General features: G+C 63.6%; 21 protein-coding genes. 14 read left to right on the top strand and 7 right to left on the bottom strand.

The genetic code is table 11. The annotated features are described in order from the left end of the window. Positions 1-4 precede the first annotated feature (4 nt). Complete coding sequence (locus HV765_RS17760) at positions 5-502, top strand: hypothetical protein (RefSeq protein ID WP_175170488.1); 498 nt, start codon at positions 5-7, stop codon at positions 500-502. On the opposite strand, the gene HV765_RS17755 is transcribed toward HV765_RS17760, so the two are convergent. Continuing rightward, entirely contained in the window at positions 480-1,094 is a 615-nt protein-coding gene (locus tag HV765_RS17755) for an ABC transporter ATP-binding protein (protein WP_175170487.1), read from the bottom strand. The two genes, HV765_RS17760 and HV765_RS17755, sit on opposite strands and share 23 nt — an antisense overlap. 75 nt (positions 1,095-1,169) lie before the next feature. On the opposite strand from HV765_RS17755, the gene HV765_RS17750 reads away from it, so the two are divergent. The 5 genes from HV765_RS17750 to HV765_RS17730 all read left to right on the top strand — a co-directional run bounded on the left by HV765_RS17750 (position 1,170) and on the right by HV765_RS17730 (position 6,065). After that, positions 1,170-1,964, top strand: coding sequence for a hypothetical protein (locus tag HV765_RS17750; protein WP_254600623.1), 795 nt, complete (start codon positions 1,170-1,172; stop codon positions 1,962-1,964). After that, entirely contained in the window at positions 1,961-2,653 is a 693-nt protein-coding gene (gene gph / locus HV765_RS17745) for a phosphoglycolate phosphatase (RefSeq protein WP_254600621.1), read from the top strand. The genes HV765_RS17750 and gph overlap by 4 nt, the downstream gene beginning before the upstream one ends. Continuing rightward, positions 2,650-3,126 (top strand): hypothetical protein, encoded by a 477-nt coding sequence (locus HV765_RS17740; protein ID WP_175170486.1) that lies wholly within the window; start codon positions 2,650-2,652, stop codon positions 3,124-3,126. The genes gph and HV765_RS17740 overlap by 4 nt, the downstream gene beginning before the upstream one ends. A gap of 197 nt (positions 3,127-3,323) precedes the next feature. After that, positions 3,324-4,142 carry an SDR family oxidoreductase gene (locus tag HV765_RS17735; protein WP_175170485.1) on the top strand — a complete coding sequence of 273 codons (819 nt, stop codon included), beginning with the start codon at positions 3,324-3,326 and terminating at the stop codon, positions 4,140-4,142. Between the two features lie 6 nt (positions 4,143-4,148). Then, the gene (locus HV765_RS17730) at positions 4,149-6,065 is read left to right on the top strand and encodes a glycoside hydrolase family 15 protein (protein WP_175170484.1); all 1,917 of its coding nucleotides are present in this window, start codon (positions 4,149-4,151) and stop codon (positions 6,063-6,065) included. A gap of 26 nt (positions 6,066-6,091) precedes the next feature. Here the strand turns inward: HV765_RS17730 and HV765_RS17725 are convergent, their stop codons facing one another. Both HV765_RS17725 and HV765_RS17720 read right to left on the bottom strand, forming a co-directional pair. Beyond that, on the bottom strand, positions 6,092-6,532 hold the full coding sequence (locus HV765_RS17725; RefSeq protein WP_054420969.1) for a DUF3806 domain-containing protein: 441 nt from the start codon (positions 6,530-6,532) through the stop codon (positions 6,092-6,094). A 132-nt stretch (positions 6,533-6,664) separates the two neighbouring features. After that, the gene (locus HV765_RS17720) at positions 6,665-7,438 is read right to left on the bottom strand and encodes a class I SAM-dependent DNA methyltransferase (RefSeq protein ID WP_254600620.1); all 774 of its coding nucleotides are present in this window, start codon (positions 7,436-7,438) and stop codon (positions 6,665-6,667) included. On the opposite strand from HV765_RS17720, the gene HV765_RS17715 reads away from it, so the two are divergent. Next, entirely contained in the window at positions 7,433-8,023 is a 591-nt protein-coding gene (locus tag HV765_RS17715; RefSeq protein ID WP_175170483.1) for an HD domain-containing protein, read from the top strand. The genes HV765_RS17720 and HV765_RS17715 overlap by 6 nt on opposite strands. Here the strand turns inward: HV765_RS17715 and HV765_RS17710 are convergent. From HV765_RS17710 to HV765_RS17700, 3 genes are all read right to left on the bottom strand, one after another. Beyond that, entirely contained in the window at positions 8,002-8,322 is a 321-nt protein-coding gene (locus tag HV765_RS17710) for a hypothetical protein (RefSeq protein ID WP_054420966.1), read from the bottom strand. The two genes, HV765_RS17715 and HV765_RS17710, sit on opposite strands and share 22 nt — an antisense overlap. A gap of 122 nt (positions 8,323-8,444) precedes the next feature. Beyond that, the gene (locus HV765_RS17705) at positions 8,445-8,804 is read right to left on the bottom strand and encodes a cupin domain-containing protein (RefSeq protein WP_054420965.1); all 360 of its coding nucleotides are present in this window, start codon (positions 8,802-8,804) and stop codon (positions 8,445-8,447) included. 246 nt (positions 8,805-9,050) lie between these two features. Continuing rightward, positions 9,051-10,244, bottom strand: coding sequence for an acetylornithine transaminase (locus tag HV765_RS17700; RefSeq protein ID WP_054420964.1), 1,194 nt, complete (start codon positions 10,242-10,244; stop codon positions 9,051-9,053). A gap of 216 nt (positions 10,245-10,460) precedes the next feature. On the opposite strand from HV765_RS17700, the gene HV765_RS17695 reads away from it, so the two are divergent. The 7 genes from HV765_RS17695 (at position 10,461) to HV765_RS17665 (ending at position 16,391) form a co-directional block, all read left to right on the top strand. Next, positions 10,461-11,426 carry a Bug family tripartite tricarboxylate transporter substrate binding protein gene (locus HV765_RS17695; RefSeq protein WP_175170482.1) on the top strand — a complete coding sequence of 322 codons (966 nt, stop codon included), beginning with the start codon at positions 10,461-10,463 and terminating at the stop codon, positions 11,424-11,426. A gap of 190 nt (positions 11,427-11,616) precedes the next feature. After that, positions 11,617-12,390: an SDR family oxidoreductase gene (locus tag HV765_RS17690; protein WP_175170481.1), complete on the top strand. Its 774-nt coding sequence runs from the start codon at positions 11,617-11,619 to the stop codon at positions 12,388-12,390. A gap of 18 nt (positions 12,391-12,408) precedes the next feature. Then, positions 12,409-13,317 (top strand): LysR family transcriptional regulator, encoded by a 909-nt coding sequence (locus tag HV765_RS17685; protein WP_175170480.1) that lies wholly within the window; start codon positions 12,409-12,411, stop codon positions 13,315-13,317. Between the two features lie 233 nt (positions 13,318-13,550). Then, complete coding sequence (locus HV765_RS17680) at positions 13,551-14,333, top strand: transporter substrate-binding domain-containing protein (protein ID WP_054420960.1); 783 nt, start codon at positions 13,551-13,553, stop codon at positions 14,331-14,333. Between the two features lie 18 nt (positions 14,334-14,351). Beyond that, positions 14,352-15,020: an amino acid ABC transporter permease gene (locus HV765_RS17675; protein WP_054420959.1), complete on the top strand. Its 669-nt coding sequence runs from the start codon at positions 14,352-14,354 to the stop codon at positions 15,018-15,020. Then, positions 15,017-15,673 (top strand): amino acid ABC transporter permease, encoded by a 657-nt coding sequence (locus HV765_RS17670; protein ID WP_175170479.1) that lies wholly within the window; start codon positions 15,017-15,019, stop codon positions 15,671-15,673. Before HV765_RS17675 ends, HV765_RS17670 begins: the two co-directional genes overlap by 4 nt. Next, positions 15,654-16,391: an amino acid ABC transporter ATP-binding protein gene (locus HV765_RS17665; protein ID WP_175170478.1), complete on the top strand. Its 738-nt coding sequence runs from the start codon at positions 15,654-15,656 to the stop codon at positions 16,389-16,391. Before HV765_RS17670 ends, HV765_RS17665 begins: the two co-directional genes overlap by 20 nt. Before the next feature lie 45 nt (positions 16,392-16,436). Here the strand turns inward: HV765_RS17665 and HV765_RS17660 are convergent, their stop codons facing one another. Further along, positions 16,437-17,576, bottom strand: coding sequence for a DSD1 family PLP-dependent enzyme (locus HV765_RS17660; protein WP_054420956.1), 1,140 nt, complete (start codon positions 17,574-17,576; stop codon positions 16,437-16,439). Positions 17,577-17,832: the final 256 nt, after the last annotated feature.

The following is a 17,832-nucleotide window of genomic DNA, read 5'->3' as shown; positions in this document are numbered from 1 at the left end:
TCACATGCCTATCGACTTCGAGCCCATCGAAAACGGCTTTATGGAAACGCTGCGGCCGCATCCCGCCTTTGCCGGCTGGCGCAAGAAGCGCAAGCGCTGCCTGTGGCGCAAGGTGGGCGACGTCGAGCAAGGCGTGGAGCTGATCCGCTACAAGGACTCGTTTGAGAACCGGCAGCGGGTGTCGCTGGGTCTGTACGTGTCCGTGCCTTATGAGCGGGAATGGCCGGTGTATGTGCCCACCGAAATCTGGGACAAAGGCCGCTTGTATCGGCGTGCCTACCTGGTGCCGAATCAAGGTCTGGTGGACGACAACAGCTTTGCCAGCGGCGCGCTGATTACGCTGACCTCAGAGGAAGAACTGGCGGCGTGGCTGGCAACGTTGGCGGCCGATATCGACCCGCACGTCGCCCCATGGTTCAAGCAGTACGAGACGCTGGAAGCGGCGTCCTATGAATATGAGATTCCCAGCTGGCGCAACGTCAGCGCAAGTCCGCCACGTTGACCGTGCTGGCGCCACAGGCCTCGACAAGTTCGGCGTCGTAGCTGGCGAACAGCACAACGCGGTCCTGCGCCCAGGTCTTGAACACGTCGGCCAGCACGGCGCGGGCCTGCGCATCCAGGCCGCTGCTGGGGCCATCCGCGATGACAACCGCGGGATTCCCCAGCGCCGCGGCCGTCAGATACACCTTGCGGCGCGTACCGGTCGACATCTGTTCGAAACGCTTGTCCAGATGCGGCTCCAGGCCCAGACGATACGCAAGGTCAAGCACAGCAGCATCAAGCGGCACGTGCTTTTCGTCAGCCACTTGCCGCAGCAGCTCACGCCCGGTCAGGGTGGGAAACGCCAGGCAATTGTCGGGCACATAGGCCAGACGGGCCCGGGCTTGTTGCGGTGCGTGGGCGAGCGAATGTCCGTCGATCCAGACGTCGCCGTCATCCGGCGCCACCGCGCCCGCGATGATGCCCAGCAAGCTGGATTTGCCGGTGCTGTCTTCTTCGCATAGCGCCACGCATCCCGGCGTGAACGTATGCGTCAGGCCTTGGAAGACGAGATAGTCGCCGTAGCGTTTGCTGAGATTGTCGATGCGTAGCATGCCCGAAGTTTACGCAGGAAAGCGGGGGCTGCGGTATAAACAACCCGCCATTTTTTTCCAAAAAAAAGGAATCTTGTGTCGATCAAACTTGGGGCCGGCCGTCTTGTGGCGGCAACCGCCAGCGTCCTCCGCCGCCAGGGCCGCGCCATGCTGGCCGCAGCGCCCTGGTCGTTGGCCGCGTTCACGTTAACGCTGCCGTTTGCGTTGACGTTTTCACGCTTGAACCAGCCATCGGATTTGCTGTGGGCCGCGCTGGCCCTGATCAACCTGATCGCGTTTGCCCGCATGACGTACGCCTGGCACCGGATTGCTGCCGCGGGCGAGGCCAGCCGCTTGCCCGCGGCGCGTGGCGGCTCGGGCGAGGCGCGGTACCTGGTTCTGCTGAGCGCAATCGCCATCGTCATCACGGCCCTGGCGCGCGCAACCGGCGACCTGCCGTATGCGGTCTACATGTTGCTGGACGCACCGTCCGACGGACGCTTCTATGCCGCATTGCTCGCCGCGCTAGCGGTGATCTGGCTGCCGGTGTTGTACGCGCTTGCCGTGTACGGCGTGAGCCTGTCACGCGCTGCGGTAACAGGGGAGTATGGATTGGGTGGGATACGCGCTGACGAGGCCGGCACTGGCGGTGTACGTGCCCCGATGCACTATCCGCGTTGGCCATTGATGGTGTGTCTGCTCGCACTGATCGCGATGACCAGCTTTGCCGCCATCAACCTCGAACCGTTGACCTACGGTGCCTTCGAAACCGAACACTGGCCGATGGCCGCACTAAGCGTGTTGCTCTGCGTCCCGATCATGTTCGTGGTGACGGCGATGTACGCGGTGGCGTATCGCGATTCTGTCGGCGAGGCGCACGAAGGAACATGATGACGACGGATCTCAACGCACTGGACGGCGCCACCATCGCCTTCGATCTTGACGGCACGTTGGTCGAATCGGCCCCCGACCTGATCGGCGCCGTGAATGCCATTCTGACCGCCGAGGGCTACCCGCCTCTGGCCTATGAAGCCGGCCGGCCCTTCGTCAGCCGTGGTGCCCGCTGGCTGCTGCAAACCGGCCTTGCGGCGGCAGGCGAACAAGACCCTGCCGCCCGTACCGCCGCGCTCTTCGGCCGCTTCATCAGCCACTACAGCGCGCATATCGCCGACGAAACCCGGCCCTTTCCCGGCGTCGTCGATGCGTTGAAAGTGCTGAAGGACCGCGGCGCAACGCTCGTCGTCTGCACCAACAAACCCACCGGCTTGTCGCGAACACTGCTGAGCAAACTGAGCATGGCGCAATGGTTCGACGGCGTCGTCGGCATCGACGCCGTCACCGCAGCCAAACCCGACCCCGCCCATCTGATCGAAGCGGTCCAGGCGGTGGGCGGCGATCTGGCCCGCACCGTCATGGTGGGCGACGCCGACACCGACGCCGGCGCGGCGCGGGCTGCCGGCACGCCGTTGATTCTGGTCGATTTCGGCTACTCCGACGTTCCGGCTGCGGAACTCGCGCCGGACGTTCTGCTCCATCATTTCGACGATTTGGTCGACGCGTGCGCGAGCTTGCTGAAATGAGCCTTGCTCCCGAACCCTACGCTCCCCGCCGCATCGCACCCCTTGAAATCTGGCGCGGCGCCGGTCATGCCATCAAGGTCTACGGTATTCATCGCGATATCGATGCGGGTTCAGTCGTGCTGGCCGATAAGGTGCTCGCCTCGGTGCGTGCTGCGATGGTGGAAGTGCTAACCGAACCTGCTCTTGACGAGCGCAGCCATGGCCTGGGATTCTGCATCGTCCACGTCGGCGAAGAAGCCGTGTGGTTGCTGGTGGACTGGTGGATCTCAGGCGGCATCGTGTGCCAGTGCATGCTATCGGCGCCGCTGGAGCGACCCGAAGTTTTCACGCCCGTCCATGCGCCGGCACTTGCCTGCGTCTGGGAACTAGTCATCACGGCGCACGAGCGCGATGCATGGGTGCGGCACATGCTCACGGCAGAACCGAATCCGGGCGCTTACCTGGACGACATCTTGCCTGCGGGTTGTTATTGATGGGGTTGGGTATCGACAACAGCGGCTGGTACGTCAGCTGAGCCGAAGCGCCGGAGCACGGCGGCGGGAGAAGGCTTGAAGCCGAAGGTTGAAGCCGCACGCGTTCGGGACTAAGCTGAACTTTCGCTATCGAACGCGGCGCGACAAGATCCGCACGGCCATCGCCCCGGATCGGCTCGCCGCAAGGAGAGAGCAGCATGCGGCATGCAGTGGACTTATCCGGGCGTGTGGCCATCGTCACCGGCGCCAATTCAGGCATTGGGCGCGGCGTGGCGCTGGAACTCGCGCGGGCTGGCGCGAAAGTGGTCGTCAACCATCGCCCCAACCAAGACTCCGAACAACGCGGCCATGCCGTCGTGCAGGACATCACCAACGCAGGCGGACAAGCCGTTGCAATCGCCGCCGACATCAGCCGCGAAGACGATGTCGAGCAATTGTTCCGCGCGGCAAGCAATCACTTTCAAGACATCGACATCCTGGTCAACAACGCGGGCATCGAGCAGCCTGCTCCCATCCAGGACATGACGCTGGCCCAGTGGCAAAAGGTGATTGACACCAATCTGACCGGCCAGTTTCTGTGCGCACGCGCGGCCGCACGGGCGTTTTTGAATCGCACGCCGAAGCCGCCCGCCGAAGCCGCCGCCGGAAAAATCATCTTCATCAGCTCCGTTCACGAAGTGATTCCGTGGGCATTCCAATCCAACTATGCGGCCTCGAAAGGCGGCGTGTCGCTGCTGATGCAGTCGCTGGCGCAAGAGCTTGCGCCGATGAAGATACGCGTGAATTCCGTTGCGCCCGGCGCCATCCGCACGCCCATCAATGCTCCCGCCTGGAACACGCCGGAAGCCCTGGCGTCGCTGCTCAAGCTGATTCCGTACGGACGCATCGGCGAACCGGAAGACGTGGCGCGCGCCGTGGCGTGGCTGGCCAGCGACGATTCTGATTACGTCACGGGGTCGACCTTGTTCGTCGATGGCGGCATGACGCTGTACCCCGAATTTCGCGGCGCGGGTTAAGCGCATATGTCCAAACCCCTGGAAGACTACGGCTTGATCGGCAATATGTTGTCGGCGGCGCTGGTTGCGCGCGACGGCTCCATCGATTGGCTGTGCCTGCCGCATTTCGATTCGCCCGCCTGCTTTGCCGCCTTGCTGGGCGACGACAGCCATGGACGCTGGCTGCTTGCGCCGCGCAATACGGCGCCTGCCGTGGAAAACCCCACGGACAATTCCACGAACCATCCCACGGGCGACAACACGGGCTGCGATACGGGCTGCGATATGGGCTCTGATACGGGCTGCAACACCACCCGCCGCTACCTGCCCGAAACCGCCGTGCTGGAAACCCGCCATGAAACGCCTACCGGCGCCGTGCGGGTCTACGACTTCATGCCGCTTAGCGACGATGAAGAACGCGTGGACGTGGTGCGTATCGTGCAAGGCGAGTGGGGCCACGTCGACATGCATATGGAACTGACGCTGCGCTTCAACTACGGGCAGGCGGTGCCTTGGGTACGTCGGCGCGATTACGGTTTGAGCGCCATCGCCGGACCCGACGCCGTCGAGCTGCACACGGCCGTGCCGCTGGTTGGCCGCGACATGAAAAGCGTGGCGGATTTCACCGTGCGGCAAAACGAGACCGTGCCGTTCACCTTGTCGTATCACCGCTCGCACAAGATGCCGCATTTCGTGCCAGACCGCATGGAAAGCATGGACCGCACGATTGCGTGGTGGCATGAATGGGCCAAGCGCTGCCATTGGGAGAACGGCCCCGGCGAGCGGCGCGACGCGGTAGTGCGGTCACTGATCACGCTCAAGCTGCTGACGTTTCAACCCACAGGCGGTATCGTCGCAGCACCCACCACGTCGCTGCCCGAGCAACTGGGCGGCAGCCGCAATTGGGACTATCGCCACTGCTGGCTGCGTGATTCGGCGCTGACCTTGTACGCGCTGCTGAACGCCGGGTATCGTGAAGAGGCCGAGGCCTGGCGGCAATGGCTGCTGCGCGCCGCGGCGGGCCACCCCAATCAGTTGCAGATCATGTACGGCATTGCCGGCGAACGCTGGCTGCCCGAACACGACATTCCCTGGCTGCCTGGTTATGAAGGCAGCGCGCCCGTGCGTGTGGGCAACGCCGCGGCCGGGCAAATGCAGCTGGACGTGTATGGCGAACTGATCGAAACCCTGCACGCTGGCCGTGTGGCCGATCTGGCGCCGCTGGCTGAAGCATGGCGCATGCAAAAAGTGCTGCTCACGGCGCTCGAGGACTTGTGGCGCGAGCCGGATCACGGCATCTGGGAGGTGCGCGGACCCCGCCGCGCGTTCACGCATTCGCGGCTGATGTGCTGGGTGGCGTTGGATCGCACCGTGAAATCCTGCGAACGATTTGGCCTGGAAGGCCCGGTAGACCGTTGGCGTGCGCTGGCCGACGAAATCCGCCAAGACATCTGCACGCACGGCTTTGACGCGCAGCGCAACACCTTCGTGCAGTACTACGGCGGCACGGCGCTGGACGCGAGCCTGTTGCTGATTCCCCAAGTGGGCTTTCTGCCGCCGGATGATCCGCGCGTGACCGGCACTGTGGACGCCATCGAACGCGAACTGCTGCGCGATGGCCTGCTGCTGCGGTATTCCACGCAGCACAGTGACGACGGCCTGCCCGGTGACGAAGGCGTGTTCTTGGCGTGCAGCTTCTGGCTGGCCGATGCGTACATCATGCAAGGCCGGCTTGCCGACGCGCACCAATTGTTTGGGCGCCTGCTGTCGCTACGCAATGACCTGGGGTTGCTGTCCGAAGAATACGACGTGGTGCGCAAGCGCTTGGTCGGGAATTTCCCGCAAGGGTTCTCGCACATTGGCTTGGTCAATACGGCGTACAACCTGAGTGCGGCAGGGGGGACCGCGCATCAGCGATCATCGCGCAATGCGCCGCACGACTGACGGGCCGTTGCGCACGTCGAAGTGAGTCAACGATATTCGTGCGCTTTGTCTTCGATGAACGTTTTCAGCCATTGCGCCAGATGCGCGACGTTGATCACCTCGTTCGCCTCGGCGCGCTTGAGCAGCATGGTGACCACGCCAATCTGCAACGTCGTCGCCTGATAGCGCAGCACGGCATCCGTGCCGAATTGGTCGGTGACCTGCGCCCACGCCAAGCCCGGGACCATCGTCGTCAAGCCATCGCCAAACGCAATGCCCATGGCTTCCCATCCCGCCACGTCTTCCGCTTCCAGGAGATCGGCATCGACGATGCGTTGCAGCAGTTCAAAGTCCGCGGCGGAGTGCGTCAGTTCGCTGTCGGGAAAATTCAGGGCAACCAGCGCATGGAGCTGGGCGCGTCGCGCTTGCATGTATTCCAGGGTGGATGTGGGCAACGGCTGGAAATCGGCAGTCATTTCTTGGGTCATGCAGTCTGCTTCCTGATGCGGGGTATTTGCATGCCGCGAGGGGTTGCGGCGGGTTTACGGGCGGGCCTTAGTGGTGGGCTTAGTGGCGGGCTTAGTGACGGCTCGGTCGGCTCGGTCGGCCGTCATTGTCGCTCAACGCGTGCCAACTTCCCGCTGCGCCAGCCACACCGTGGCGCCCCCGCAAGCCGGATCGTTTTCTACATAGTGCTTCACGGCAAACCCATTGGCGTTGAGCAGCTGCCGATACTCCTCGCGATCCAAACTGCCGTGATAAAGCGGCTTGCCTTCGAACTGGCCAATGGCTTCTCCCAGCGACGTGCCGCTGGTGAACATCAGCACCGCCCCGGGCGAAGCAAGACGCCGAAAGGTGCTGAACATGGGCCGTTGATCTTCGGGGCTCAGATGGAAAAAACTATGCCAGGCAATCAAACCGTGAAAGGGCTCGGTGAACGGCAACCGCCGCATATCAGCGGCGATCCATCGATGGTTGGGGAACGCGGATTGCGCCCGAGACAACAAGGGCAACGAGGTATCGATACCCGTGATCGAGCAACCGTTTTCGATCAGATGGCGCGCGATGGGGACACCGCTTCCGCAACCGATGTCGAGCACTTGCGGGTGCGGGACGGGCAGTAAAGACAGGAACTGCGTCAACCAGCCGAGTTCGACAAGCGTGGTTCCACGCTGCGCTTCAAACGCGGCGGCGTGGTCTTGATATAGCGCGATAACGCCATCGGCGGGTGAGGGCATGGTCGTTAACCGAGAAGGGAGTTCAGGAGGTGCAATCGGATGGAACTTTAAGGTGTCAGACGGCAATTTCAAAGCCCGCATAACTTCTGAGATGTACGCCGCCGCACGTAAAATCAGCCCATGCGCACCGATACCCACATAGGCCCTGGCATGCATTCAACCCCTCTGGAAAGCCAGCTTAATTTCTTAAGAGAAATCGATCGGCTGAAATCCGTCGTCCGGCAGTCTCCGCTGCTGGACCGCAGCCGAAAGGAAAACTCTGCCGAACACTCATGGCACTTGGCGATGTACGCGTTGATCCTGAACGAGTACGCGAGTGGCGCGGTGAATACGAACCGGGTCATCCAGATGCTCTTGCTGCATGACATCGTTGAGATAGACGTGGGTGATTTTCCGATTCACGGCGGGTCATCCGCCGCGTTGCAGGCCGAGCAGGAATTCAAAGCGGCCGAGCGCTTGTTTGGATTGTTGCCCTCGCCGCAACGCGATGACTATCTCAGCCTGTGGCAGGAATTTGAACGGGCAGAGAGTGAAGACGCGCAGTTCGCGAAGGCGCTTGATCGCTTTCAGCCGCTACTCACGAATATTTATACCGGCGGGGGAACGTGGACCGAGAACGGCGTGTCTCTGGAACAGGTTTTTTCGCGGTACGGGCCGGTCATCAAACGAGGCGCACCCCAGCTGTGGGACGAGTGCGAACGATGGGTGACGCGGCATTTTCAGCTGAGTAACGGTTCCTGAAAGGACGCCCAAGCCTCGTCTTCGATTCCCTCTATCACGTTCCCATCTTCATCGGCAATCGTGAAGGCCTGTTGATCTCCGCCAATGCTGGCGGCGCCATCCAGCCCCAACAGCAGCGTGTACATCGTGTCCCGAAGCACGCCGTCCAGCACGACCCGCATCTGTTCGCCCTGCTCGGCTGACAAGCCCATCGCCCGCACCCTGGCTGCGACGTCGCTGGCGCCTTCTGGCGCCATGAACGACTCCAGCAATTCCGCCCTTAGCGCATTCCAATTCGCGACGAACTCCTTCGCGTCCATTTCAATTCCTTTATCAACCCATCACCAAGCAACGGCATCACCTTCACAGCCGCCACGCCCAAGAACACAAGGGCCGCGATCTCTGCAGCCCTTAGAAAAAATGCAGTCAGACTGCATTTTCGCTACCCCTCCCGAGGTTGCCATCGACCCGGAAGATTGTGCATCAGCGTGAGCAGCGCAACCGATGGCACGCGCGCGTACAGGCTGTGGGGCTCGTCGCCCGGCAACATGACCAATTGGCCTTCAACGAGCGTGCACTGGCCAGCCGACGCCTCGATGTCGATCTGCCCGTTCAGGCATTGCAGGGTCATCACACCCTGAACGTGATGTGAGGGCATGCGATGTCCCGCTGGCAACACAAGCCGAATAATCTGCACATCCGTCGTGCGCAGCAGACTGATGCTGACGGGCGGGTCCGGTTCCGCGCTCGGTCTATGAAGCAGGTCGACGACGTCCAGCGGGTTCGCGTGCTTGAGGGCCATAAGGACTCCGATTCAGAACCGAAAACGATGCGCTTTCGTGCATAAGCAATCTGCGCACAAGCAATCAGACTGCATTATGGAAATTGCAGTCTGACAGCAATTCAAATTGCAGCCTGACACCAATACCACGGACACCAATACCACGCACGATAGGCGATCCGCCGCGTCACACCATGGGTGGCGTTCCAAATAAACAAGGGCCGCATTGCTGCGGCCCTTGGCTTATTCCCTACCTACCTGACGAAATCACGCCTTACGGACCTGTGCGATCAGCGCGTCCAGTTGCGTCAGCATCAGGTCGATTTCTTCGGCCGTGACGTTCAGCGCCGGCATGAAGCGCAGCAGGTTGGGGCGCGGGGCGTTCAGCAGCAGGCCTTGCGGGTTCTGGTTGCGGGCGGCTTCGACGATGGCGGGGCCGTCGTCGCGGTCCATGATCAAGGCGCGCAGCAGGCCTTGGCCGCGCTCGCCCTTCATGCCGTACTTGGCCGACAGGGCCAGCAGGCCTTCGGACAGTTGCTTGGCGCGCGCGTTGACGGCGTCCATGAAGCCCGGGGCGGCCAGCGCGTCGAACACGGCGACGCCGACGGCGGTGGTCAGCGGGTTGCCGTTGTACGTGCCGCCCTGGTCGCCATGCGAGAACACGCAAGCGTCCTGGCGCGCCAGCAGCGCGGCCAGCGGCACGCCGCCGCCGATGCCCTTGGCCAGCGTCATGATGTCAGGCGTGACGTCGGAATGCTGGTAGGCGAACATCTTGCCCGTGCGGCCCATGCCGGTCTGGACTTCGTCAACGATCAGCAGCAGCTGGTTTTCGTCGGCCAGCTTGCGCAGGCCTTGCATGAATTCGCGGGTGGCGGGGATGACGCCGCCTTCACCTTGCACCGGCTCCAGCATGATGGCGACGGTCTTGTCGTCGATCAGCTTCTTCACCGATTCCAGGTCGTTCAGCTCAGCCTTGGGGAAGCCTTCGACTTGCGGGGCGAACATCTTGTCCCAGCCCGGCTTGCCCGATGCGGACATCGTGGCCAGCGTGCGGCCGTGGAAGCCGTGGTTCATCGTGATGATCTTGTAGGCGCCGTTCTTCTTGACCTGGCCCCACTTGCGCGCCAGCTTGATGGCGCCTTCGTTGGCTTCGCCGCCGCTGTTGGCGAAGAACACGCGGTCAAAGCAGGACGCGCCGGTCAGGCGTTGCGCCAGCTCGATCGAGGGGATGTTGTAGAACGCCGGCGACGGGTTCATCAGCTTTTGCGACTGTTCGATCAGCGCGCGCTGCATTTCCGGCGCCGAGTGGCCCAGCGTGTTCACGGCCCAGCCCTGCACGAAGTCCAGGTATCGCTTGCCCGCGTGATCCTCCAGCCAGGATCCCTTGCCGCTGACGAACACGAGGTCCGGGCGGGAGGTGATATCCATGAGGGTGTTGACGTTGAACTGGCTGAATTCCATGGCGGTTCCTGCGGGGTGAAAGGACAGGGGAAGAAGAAAACTTCGCGGGGGAAACGCGAAAGGGCAAATGTAGCACCGACAGAGGGATGCTATCGTGACGCACCCCCGCCGATTCGCCCCGGGCCGCCTCAAAAGGGCCGCCGTCTCGGGCGCTCTATTTTATGCAAGTGGCGCGCCCTGCGCGCGCAGCCCGTTGTCGCTTTTTACTGACCAATCATGAAACGTATCCTTTCCAGTCTTGCAGCCGGCCTGGCGCTGGCGGCGGCCGGCGCGCCCGTGCACGCCGAATATCCCGAACGACCCATCCGCCTGATCGTGCCGTTCCCGCCCGGACAGGCCACCGACATCTTCGCCCGCGCGCTGGCTGAAAAGCTGGGCGCGGCCGTGAAGCAGCCGATCGTGGTGGAAAACCGCGCTGGCGCCGGCAGCAACATCGGCATGGAACAAGCCATGCGCGCCCCCGCCGATGGCTACACGCTGGTCATTGCGGGCAGCGCCGCCGCGGTCAACCAGACGCTGTACAAGACCATCAACTACAGCCTGACCAAGGATTTCGCGCCGGTGTCGGGCGTGTTCTCGGTGCCGCTGATGTTCCTGGCCACGCCGGCATCCGGCATCACGTCGCTCAAGCAGCTGGTGACGCAGGCGCGCGCCAATCCCGGCGAACTGGCCTACGCGAGCGCCGGCATCGGCGGCACGCAGCATCTGTCGGCCGAGATGTTCAAGGCCGCAGCCGATATCGACATCCGCCACATTCCGTACAAGGGCAGTGGCCCGGCCCAAGCGGATTTCCTGGGTCACCAGGTGCCGTTGATGGTGGATTCGGTGACGGCCGGCCTGCCGCACGTGCAGAACAAGAAGGCCGTGGCGCTGGCCGTGACCACCGCCAAGCGCCTGCCGCAGCTGCCCGACGTGCCGACCGTGGCCGAATCCGGCTACCCCGGCTTTGAGGCGATTGGCTGGGCCGCCGTGCTGGCCCCGCGCGACACGCCGCCTGCGGTGACGAACTACCTGAGCAAGCAGATCGGCCAGGCGCTGTCGACGCCGGAAATGCAGAAGTTCCTGCGTGACCGGGGCGCCGAACCGATGCCGCTGACGCCCGAAGCCACCGGCGCATTCATCGCGGCGGAAGTGGACAAGTGGGGCCGCGCGGTCAAGCAGTCCGGCGCGCAGGTGGACTAAGCACGCCGTCGGCCACGCCGAAAAGCCGTCCCTGTTTTTCAGGGGCGGCTTTTTTATGGCCCGCCCGTCGTGCACGCCCGCCCCCGGGATTGGGCGGTTTTTCTGGATGATCCATCTCGCCTCAGCCGGTTTATCCACAGCAAGCCCTTGCCTAAGCTCGAAGCTCCATTGATTCATGAAGGGGTTTTCCATGGCAGACCATTCCATCAAAGGCAAAGTCGTGCTGATTGCAGGCGGGGCGAAGAACCTGGGCGGGTTGATTGCGCGCGACTTGGCCGCGCACGGCGCCCGCGCCATCGCCATCCACTACAACAGCGCTGCGTCCAAAGCCGATGCCGACGCGACCGTGGCCGCCGTTGAAGCGGCGGGCGCAAAGGCCGTGGCCTTGCAAGCTGACCTGACGACGGCGGGCGCGGTCGAGAAGCTGTTTGCGGATGCGATCGCAGCCGTGGGCAAACCCGATATCGCGATCAATACCGTTGGCAAGGTCTTGAAGAAGCCGTTCACCGAGATCAGCGAAGCCGAGTACGACGAGATGACGGCGGTGAATTCCAAGACGGCGTTTTTCTTCCTGCGCGAAGCGGGCCGGCACGTGAACGACCACGGCAAGATCTGCACGCTGGTGACGTCGTTGCTGGGTGCGTTCACGCCGTTCTATGCCGCCTATGCGGGCACCAAGGCGCCGGTTGAGCACTACACCCGCGCGGCGTCGAAAGAGTTTGGCGCGCGCGGCATTTCGGTCACGGCAGTCGGCCCCGGCCCGATGGACACGCCGTTCTTCTACCCGGCCGAAGGCGCCGATGCGGTGGCGTATCACAAGACCGCCGCCGCGCTCTCGCCCTTCAGCAAGACGGGGCTGACCGATATCGAAGACGTCGTGCCGTTCATCCGCCACCTGGTCAGCGACGGCTGGTGGATCACCGGCCAGACCATTTTGATCAACGGCGGCTACACGACAAAGTAAGCGGCTACTCTGTCACGCATGGACAGATTCGACCAATACCGCGTCTTCGCCCACGTCGCCGAAATGGGCAGCTTCATCAAAGCCGCCAACGCGCTGGACGCGCCGCGGGCGTCGGTGTCGGCCGCCATCCAGCAGCTGGAAACGCAGCTGGGCGTGCGCCTCTTGCACCGCACGACGCGGCAGGTTCGCCTGACGGCCGACGGCGAACAACTGCTGGCGCGCGTGCGCCCGTTGCTGGCGGAAGTGGAAGACATCGACCAGCTGTTTCATGCCAGCCAGCGCCAGATGTCGGGCCGGCTGAGCATTGATGTGCCCAGCCGTATCGCCCGCCGCCTGATCGCGCCGGCGCTGCCTGGCTTGCTGCGCCGCCACCCCCGGCTGGAACTGGCGTTGACCTCTACTGACCGCGCGATCGATCTGGTGCAGGCAGGCGTGGACTGCGCCGTACGCATCGGCGCGCTTGCCGATAGCAGCCTGGTGGTTCGGCCGCTGGGCCGGATCGCCCTGATCAACTGCGCCAGCCCCGGCTATGTGCGCGAGCATGGCGAACCACGCCAGCCCGCCGACTTGTCCAGCGGCCATTGGGCCGTGGGATATGCGTCGCCCAAGACGGGCCGCGAACTGCCTTGGGAATTGCCGCCCGGCGATGACACCGGGCTTCCCGCGCCGCTGCCCAGCCGGGTGACCGTGGACAACGCCGAAAACTACATCGCCTGCTGCCTGGCCGGCCTGGGGCTCATCCAGATTCCGCGCTTCGATGTTCAGCATTTGCTGGATGCCGGCGAGCTGGTCGAAGTGATGCCGGCGTATCGCGCGGCGCCCATGCCGGTGTCGTTGATCTATCCGCACCGGCGGCAGCGCACGCGCCGGCTGACCGTCTTTCAAGAGTGGTTTGACGCGCTGATGCGGCCCCACTTGGACGCCTGATCCGCACAAGCGCCCCGAGTTATCAACACCCACCAAACCGGTGCGGCGCATGCCCGGTTCCGGCGCATGCGCGGCACCAAAACAGGGCAGAGCGCAAACGCATCGCAAGCCTCGCGCAGCGCAATCCCCTGCCACGCGAAATGGCACGGAACTTGCTTTTCCAGCTTTGTATACCGAATTGGTGTGCAACGCATCGACCCGCCCCGGGCGATGTGCGCCCTGGAGAGTTCCTCATGAACCGTAGAACCCTGTTGTTGTCCCTTTGCACCGCCGCCAGCCTGCTGGCCGCGCCGCTGACGCACGCCGACACGCTGGACGATATCGTCAAAGCGGGCACCATCAAGATTGCCGTGCCGCAGGATTTCCCGCCGTTCGGCTCGGTGGGCGCCGATATGAAGCCGCTGGGCTATGACATCGACACCGCCGCGCTGATCGCCAAGCAGCTGGGCGTGAAGCTGGAACTGGTGCCGGTCACCAGCGCCAACCGCGTGCCGTACTTGCAAACCCGCAAGGTGGACCTGGTGATCTCCAGCCTGGGCAAGAATGCCGAGCGCGAAAAAGCCATCGACTTCTCTGACGCCTACGCGCCGTTCTTCAATGGCGTATTCGGCCCGGCGGACCTGAAGGTCTCGTCGGCCGCCGACCTGGCGGGCAAGACGATTGGTGTGACACGCGGCGCGGTGGAAGATATCGAGCTGTCGAAGATTGCGCCGGAATCCGCCACGTTGAAGCGCTATGAAGACAACAACGGCACCATCACCGCCTTCCTGTCGGGCCAGGTGCCGATGATCGCCACGGGCAACGTGGTCGCCGCCGCCATCCTGGCGCGCAACCCGGCGAAAAAGCCCGAGACGAAATTCCTGATCAAGAACTCGCCGTGCTACATCGGCATGAACAAGGACGAGCCCAAGCTGCGCGCCAAGGTCAACGACATCCTGGCCGCCGCCAAGCGTGACGGTTCGCTGTCGGCAATCTCGCAGAAATGGCTGGGGGCCGAGCTGCCCAAGGATCTGTAAGTACCGAAGGCGGCCATCATGGCTTATCAATACGACTTCGCGTCGGTATTCGATTACACGCCGGTGCTCGTGAAGGGCATCGGCGTCACCGTCGAACTGATCGCGTTCGGCGCGGTGGCGGGCGTGGCGCTGGGCATCGCCTGCGCCTGGGTCCGCACGCAAGGCCCGGCGTGGTTGCGCGCGCCGGTCACGGCGTACGTTGAACTGATCCGCAACACGCCCTTTCTGATTCAGCTGTTCTTCGTGTTCTTCGGCTTGCCATCGCTGGGCGTGCAGCTGGGCGAGATGCAAGCGGCCTGCATGGCGATGGCGCTGAACCTGGGCGCCTATAGCGCCGAGATCATCCGCGCCGGTATCGACGCCACGCCGAAAGGGCAGTACGAGGCGGGCGCGAGCTTGGCGATGACGCGCTTTCAGGTGTTCCGGCACGTGGTGCTGAAACCTGCGTTGAAACGCATCTGGCCGGCGCTGTCTTCGCAGATCGTGATTGTGATGCTGGGCTCGGCGGTGTGTTCGCAGATCGCGGCCGAAGACCTGACCTTTGCGGCCAACTTCATCCAGTCGCGCAACTTCCGCGCGTTCGAGGTCTACCTGGTCACGACCGGCATCTACCTGGCGCTGGCCATCCTGTTGCGCCAGTTGCTGCGCATGGTGGGCCAACGGCTGTTTCGCAAGGCGGCGCGATGATTGAATTTTCAACCTGGGACATCGTCCGCAACTTGCTGCTGGCCGCGCGCTGGACGGTCGTGCTATCGCTGGTGGCTTTCGCCGGCGGTGCGGCGATGGGCGTGCTGGCATTGATGATGCGCACGTCGCGCGTGGCGCTGATGCGCCGCGCCAGCTGGGCCTATATCGAACTGTTCCAAGGCACGCCGCTGCTGATGCAGCTGTTCCTGGCGTTCTTCGGGCTGTCTTTGCTGGGCCTGGAAGTGCCGCCCTGGCTGGCTGCGGGCGCGGCGCTGACGCTGTGGTCGGGCGCGTTCCTGGCCGAGATCTGGCGCGGCTGCGTGGAAGCCATCCCCAAGGGCCAATGGGAAGCGTCCGCCAGCCTGGCGCTGGGCTATGTGCAGCAGATGCGCTACGTGGTGCTGCCGCAGGCGCTGCGCATCGCGATTGCGCCCACCGTCGGGTTTGCGGTGCAGATCGTCAAGAGCACTGCGCTGACCTCCATCATCGGGTTCACCGAGCTGTCGAAAGCCAGCACGGTGATCACCAACGCCACGTTCAGTCCCTTCACCGTCTATGCCTGCGCCGCGCTGATTTACTTCGCGCTGTGCTGGCCCCTGTCGCGCCTTAGCCTCCGGCTGGAAAGGAAGTTGCATGCCCCTCATCGCCCTTGAAGACGTCCGCAAAAAATTCGGCGACAACGAAGTCCTGAAGGGGGTGACGTTACGCGTCGAACCCGGCGAGGTCATCGCCATCATCGGCAAGAGCGGCTCGGGCAAGAGCACGCTGCTGCGCTGCGTGAATGGGCTGGAGCAGATTGATGGCGGCGCGATCATGGTGGCCGACGCGCAACTGGCCGACGACGAATTGCGGCTGCGTGCGCTGCGGCTCAAGGTGGGCATGATCTTCCAGCAGTTCAACCTGTTTCCGCATCTGACGGTGGGGCGCAATGTGATGCTGTCGCCCATGGTGGCCAAGCGCATGCCCGAAGCGGAAGCGGCCGACATGGCGCGCGCCATGCTGACCCGCGTGGGGCTGGCGCACAAGTTCGACGCGTGGCCGGAAGAGTTGTCAGGCGGGCAGCAGCAACGTGTGGCGATTGCCCGTGCGCTGGCGATGCAGCCACTGGCCTTGCTGTGCGATGAGATCACGTCGGCGCTGGACCCGGAACTGGTCAACGAAGTGCTGGCGGTGGTGCGCGAGCTGGCCGCCGATGGCATGACGCTGTTGATGGTCACGCACGAGATGCGCTTTGCGCGCGAAGTGTGCGACCGTGTCGTCTTCATGCATCAGGGCCGCGTGCATGAGATCGGGCCGCCGGAAGAATTGTTCTCGGCGCCCGCCACCCCCGAACTGCGGCAATTTCTGGGGATGACGAATCTGGCGCCGTGACTACCGCGCTATCAGTGTTGCGCGATGAATATTGATTGACGGCGATCAGCGCGAAAAGCCGCGCGCCGCGATCTCCCAGATGTCTTGCACCACGCCGTCCCGCACCACGACCAGCCCGTCATGCAAGTTGAAGGTGGGGTCCACATGCGACGGCACCAGGCGCAGCACATCACCCAACGCGGGTGCGGTGGCGCCAGGCGCCACGCGCACCACGCCGTGCTCGTCGTTGATGGCGGCATAGGTCAGCCCTTCAGCATCAAAGACGGCAGGCGGGCCGCATTCGGCGGTAGTCGATTTCAAGCCTGCATCCAGGATCACGCGGTCGGCGGCGGGCACGCTCATCACCGTGGACAACACGAACAGGCTGTTCTGGAACGTGAGCGGGCCGTCCCATTCGTTGGCGCCGTAGTCGCCATCCATGAACGCGTATGAACCCGCCTGCAATTCGGTGTAGACGCCGCTTGCCGCGTCGAACTCCGCGCTGCCCGTGCCGCCTCCTGTGATGATGTCGCACGCAATGCCGTTCTCGCGCAAGAGCTGCGCATGGGACGCCGCGATGCGCGCCGCTTGCTTGCAGACCTGTGCGCGTTCTTCGCGCGTGCGGTAGTGCTGAACCGAGCCGTGATACGCCTGCAGCCCCACGAAGTTCACGCCGGGCAAGTCCCGCGCCTGCTGCGCCAGCGCCAGCACCAAGGCGTCGTCAGACACGCCGCAACGGCCTTGTCCGACATCGACTTCCACCAGCACATCGATCTCGGCCCCGGCCTGCGCCATGGCGTGGGAAATCTGCGCCAGGTTCTGCGCGTTATCGACACAGACGCTCATCTTGGCCGTGCGCGCCAGTTGCGCCAGCAAGGCCAGCTTTTGCGGCCCGACGACTTCATTGCTGATGTGGATGTCGCGAATGCCGGCCGCCACAAAGGGCAGGGCTTCGCTGACCTTCTGGCAGCAAATGCCACGCGCGCCCAGCGCAAGCTGCCGCAACGCGATCTCGGGGCATTTGTGCGCCTTGGCATGCGGACGCAAGGCAACGTCGTGACGGTCGGCCCAGGCTTGCATGGCGCGCAGATTGGCCTCAAAGGGCGTCAGGTCCAGCACCAGGCTGGGCGTGTCGACGCGGGCCAACGGGTCGCCCGGTTGCGCGGGCGGGGGCAGCGCTATGCCGCGTATGACTTCCTGGGACATCGGGGTAACTCCGTTGTTGGGAACCGCGTGGGATGTAACCGTAGGGCCGAATGCATAACCAAACGAAGACCATCCATAACCCAAAGGCCCATCGACCCCCAGGTAAACGATAGCTCCGTAACCATTGGCTACGCATGCCCCGCATGCCAGAATTTCAACATAGAAATAGGCCCCCACGGTGCGCCCGCTATGCGGGCTTCCTGCCCCCCAAGGGGGCTCCTTTTGCCTTGGGACGGCCCGGCGGCAAAAGGCGCTT

The sequence above is a fragment of the Achromobacter kerstersii genome (genome assembly GCF_902859595.1).
In the GTDB taxonomy this organism is placed as follows: domain Bacteria; phylum Pseudomonadota; class Gammaproteobacteria; order Burkholderiales; family Burkholderiaceae_B; genus Achromobacter; species Achromobacter kerstersii.
This window is presented reverse-complemented; position numbering and strand designations above follow the sequence as displayed.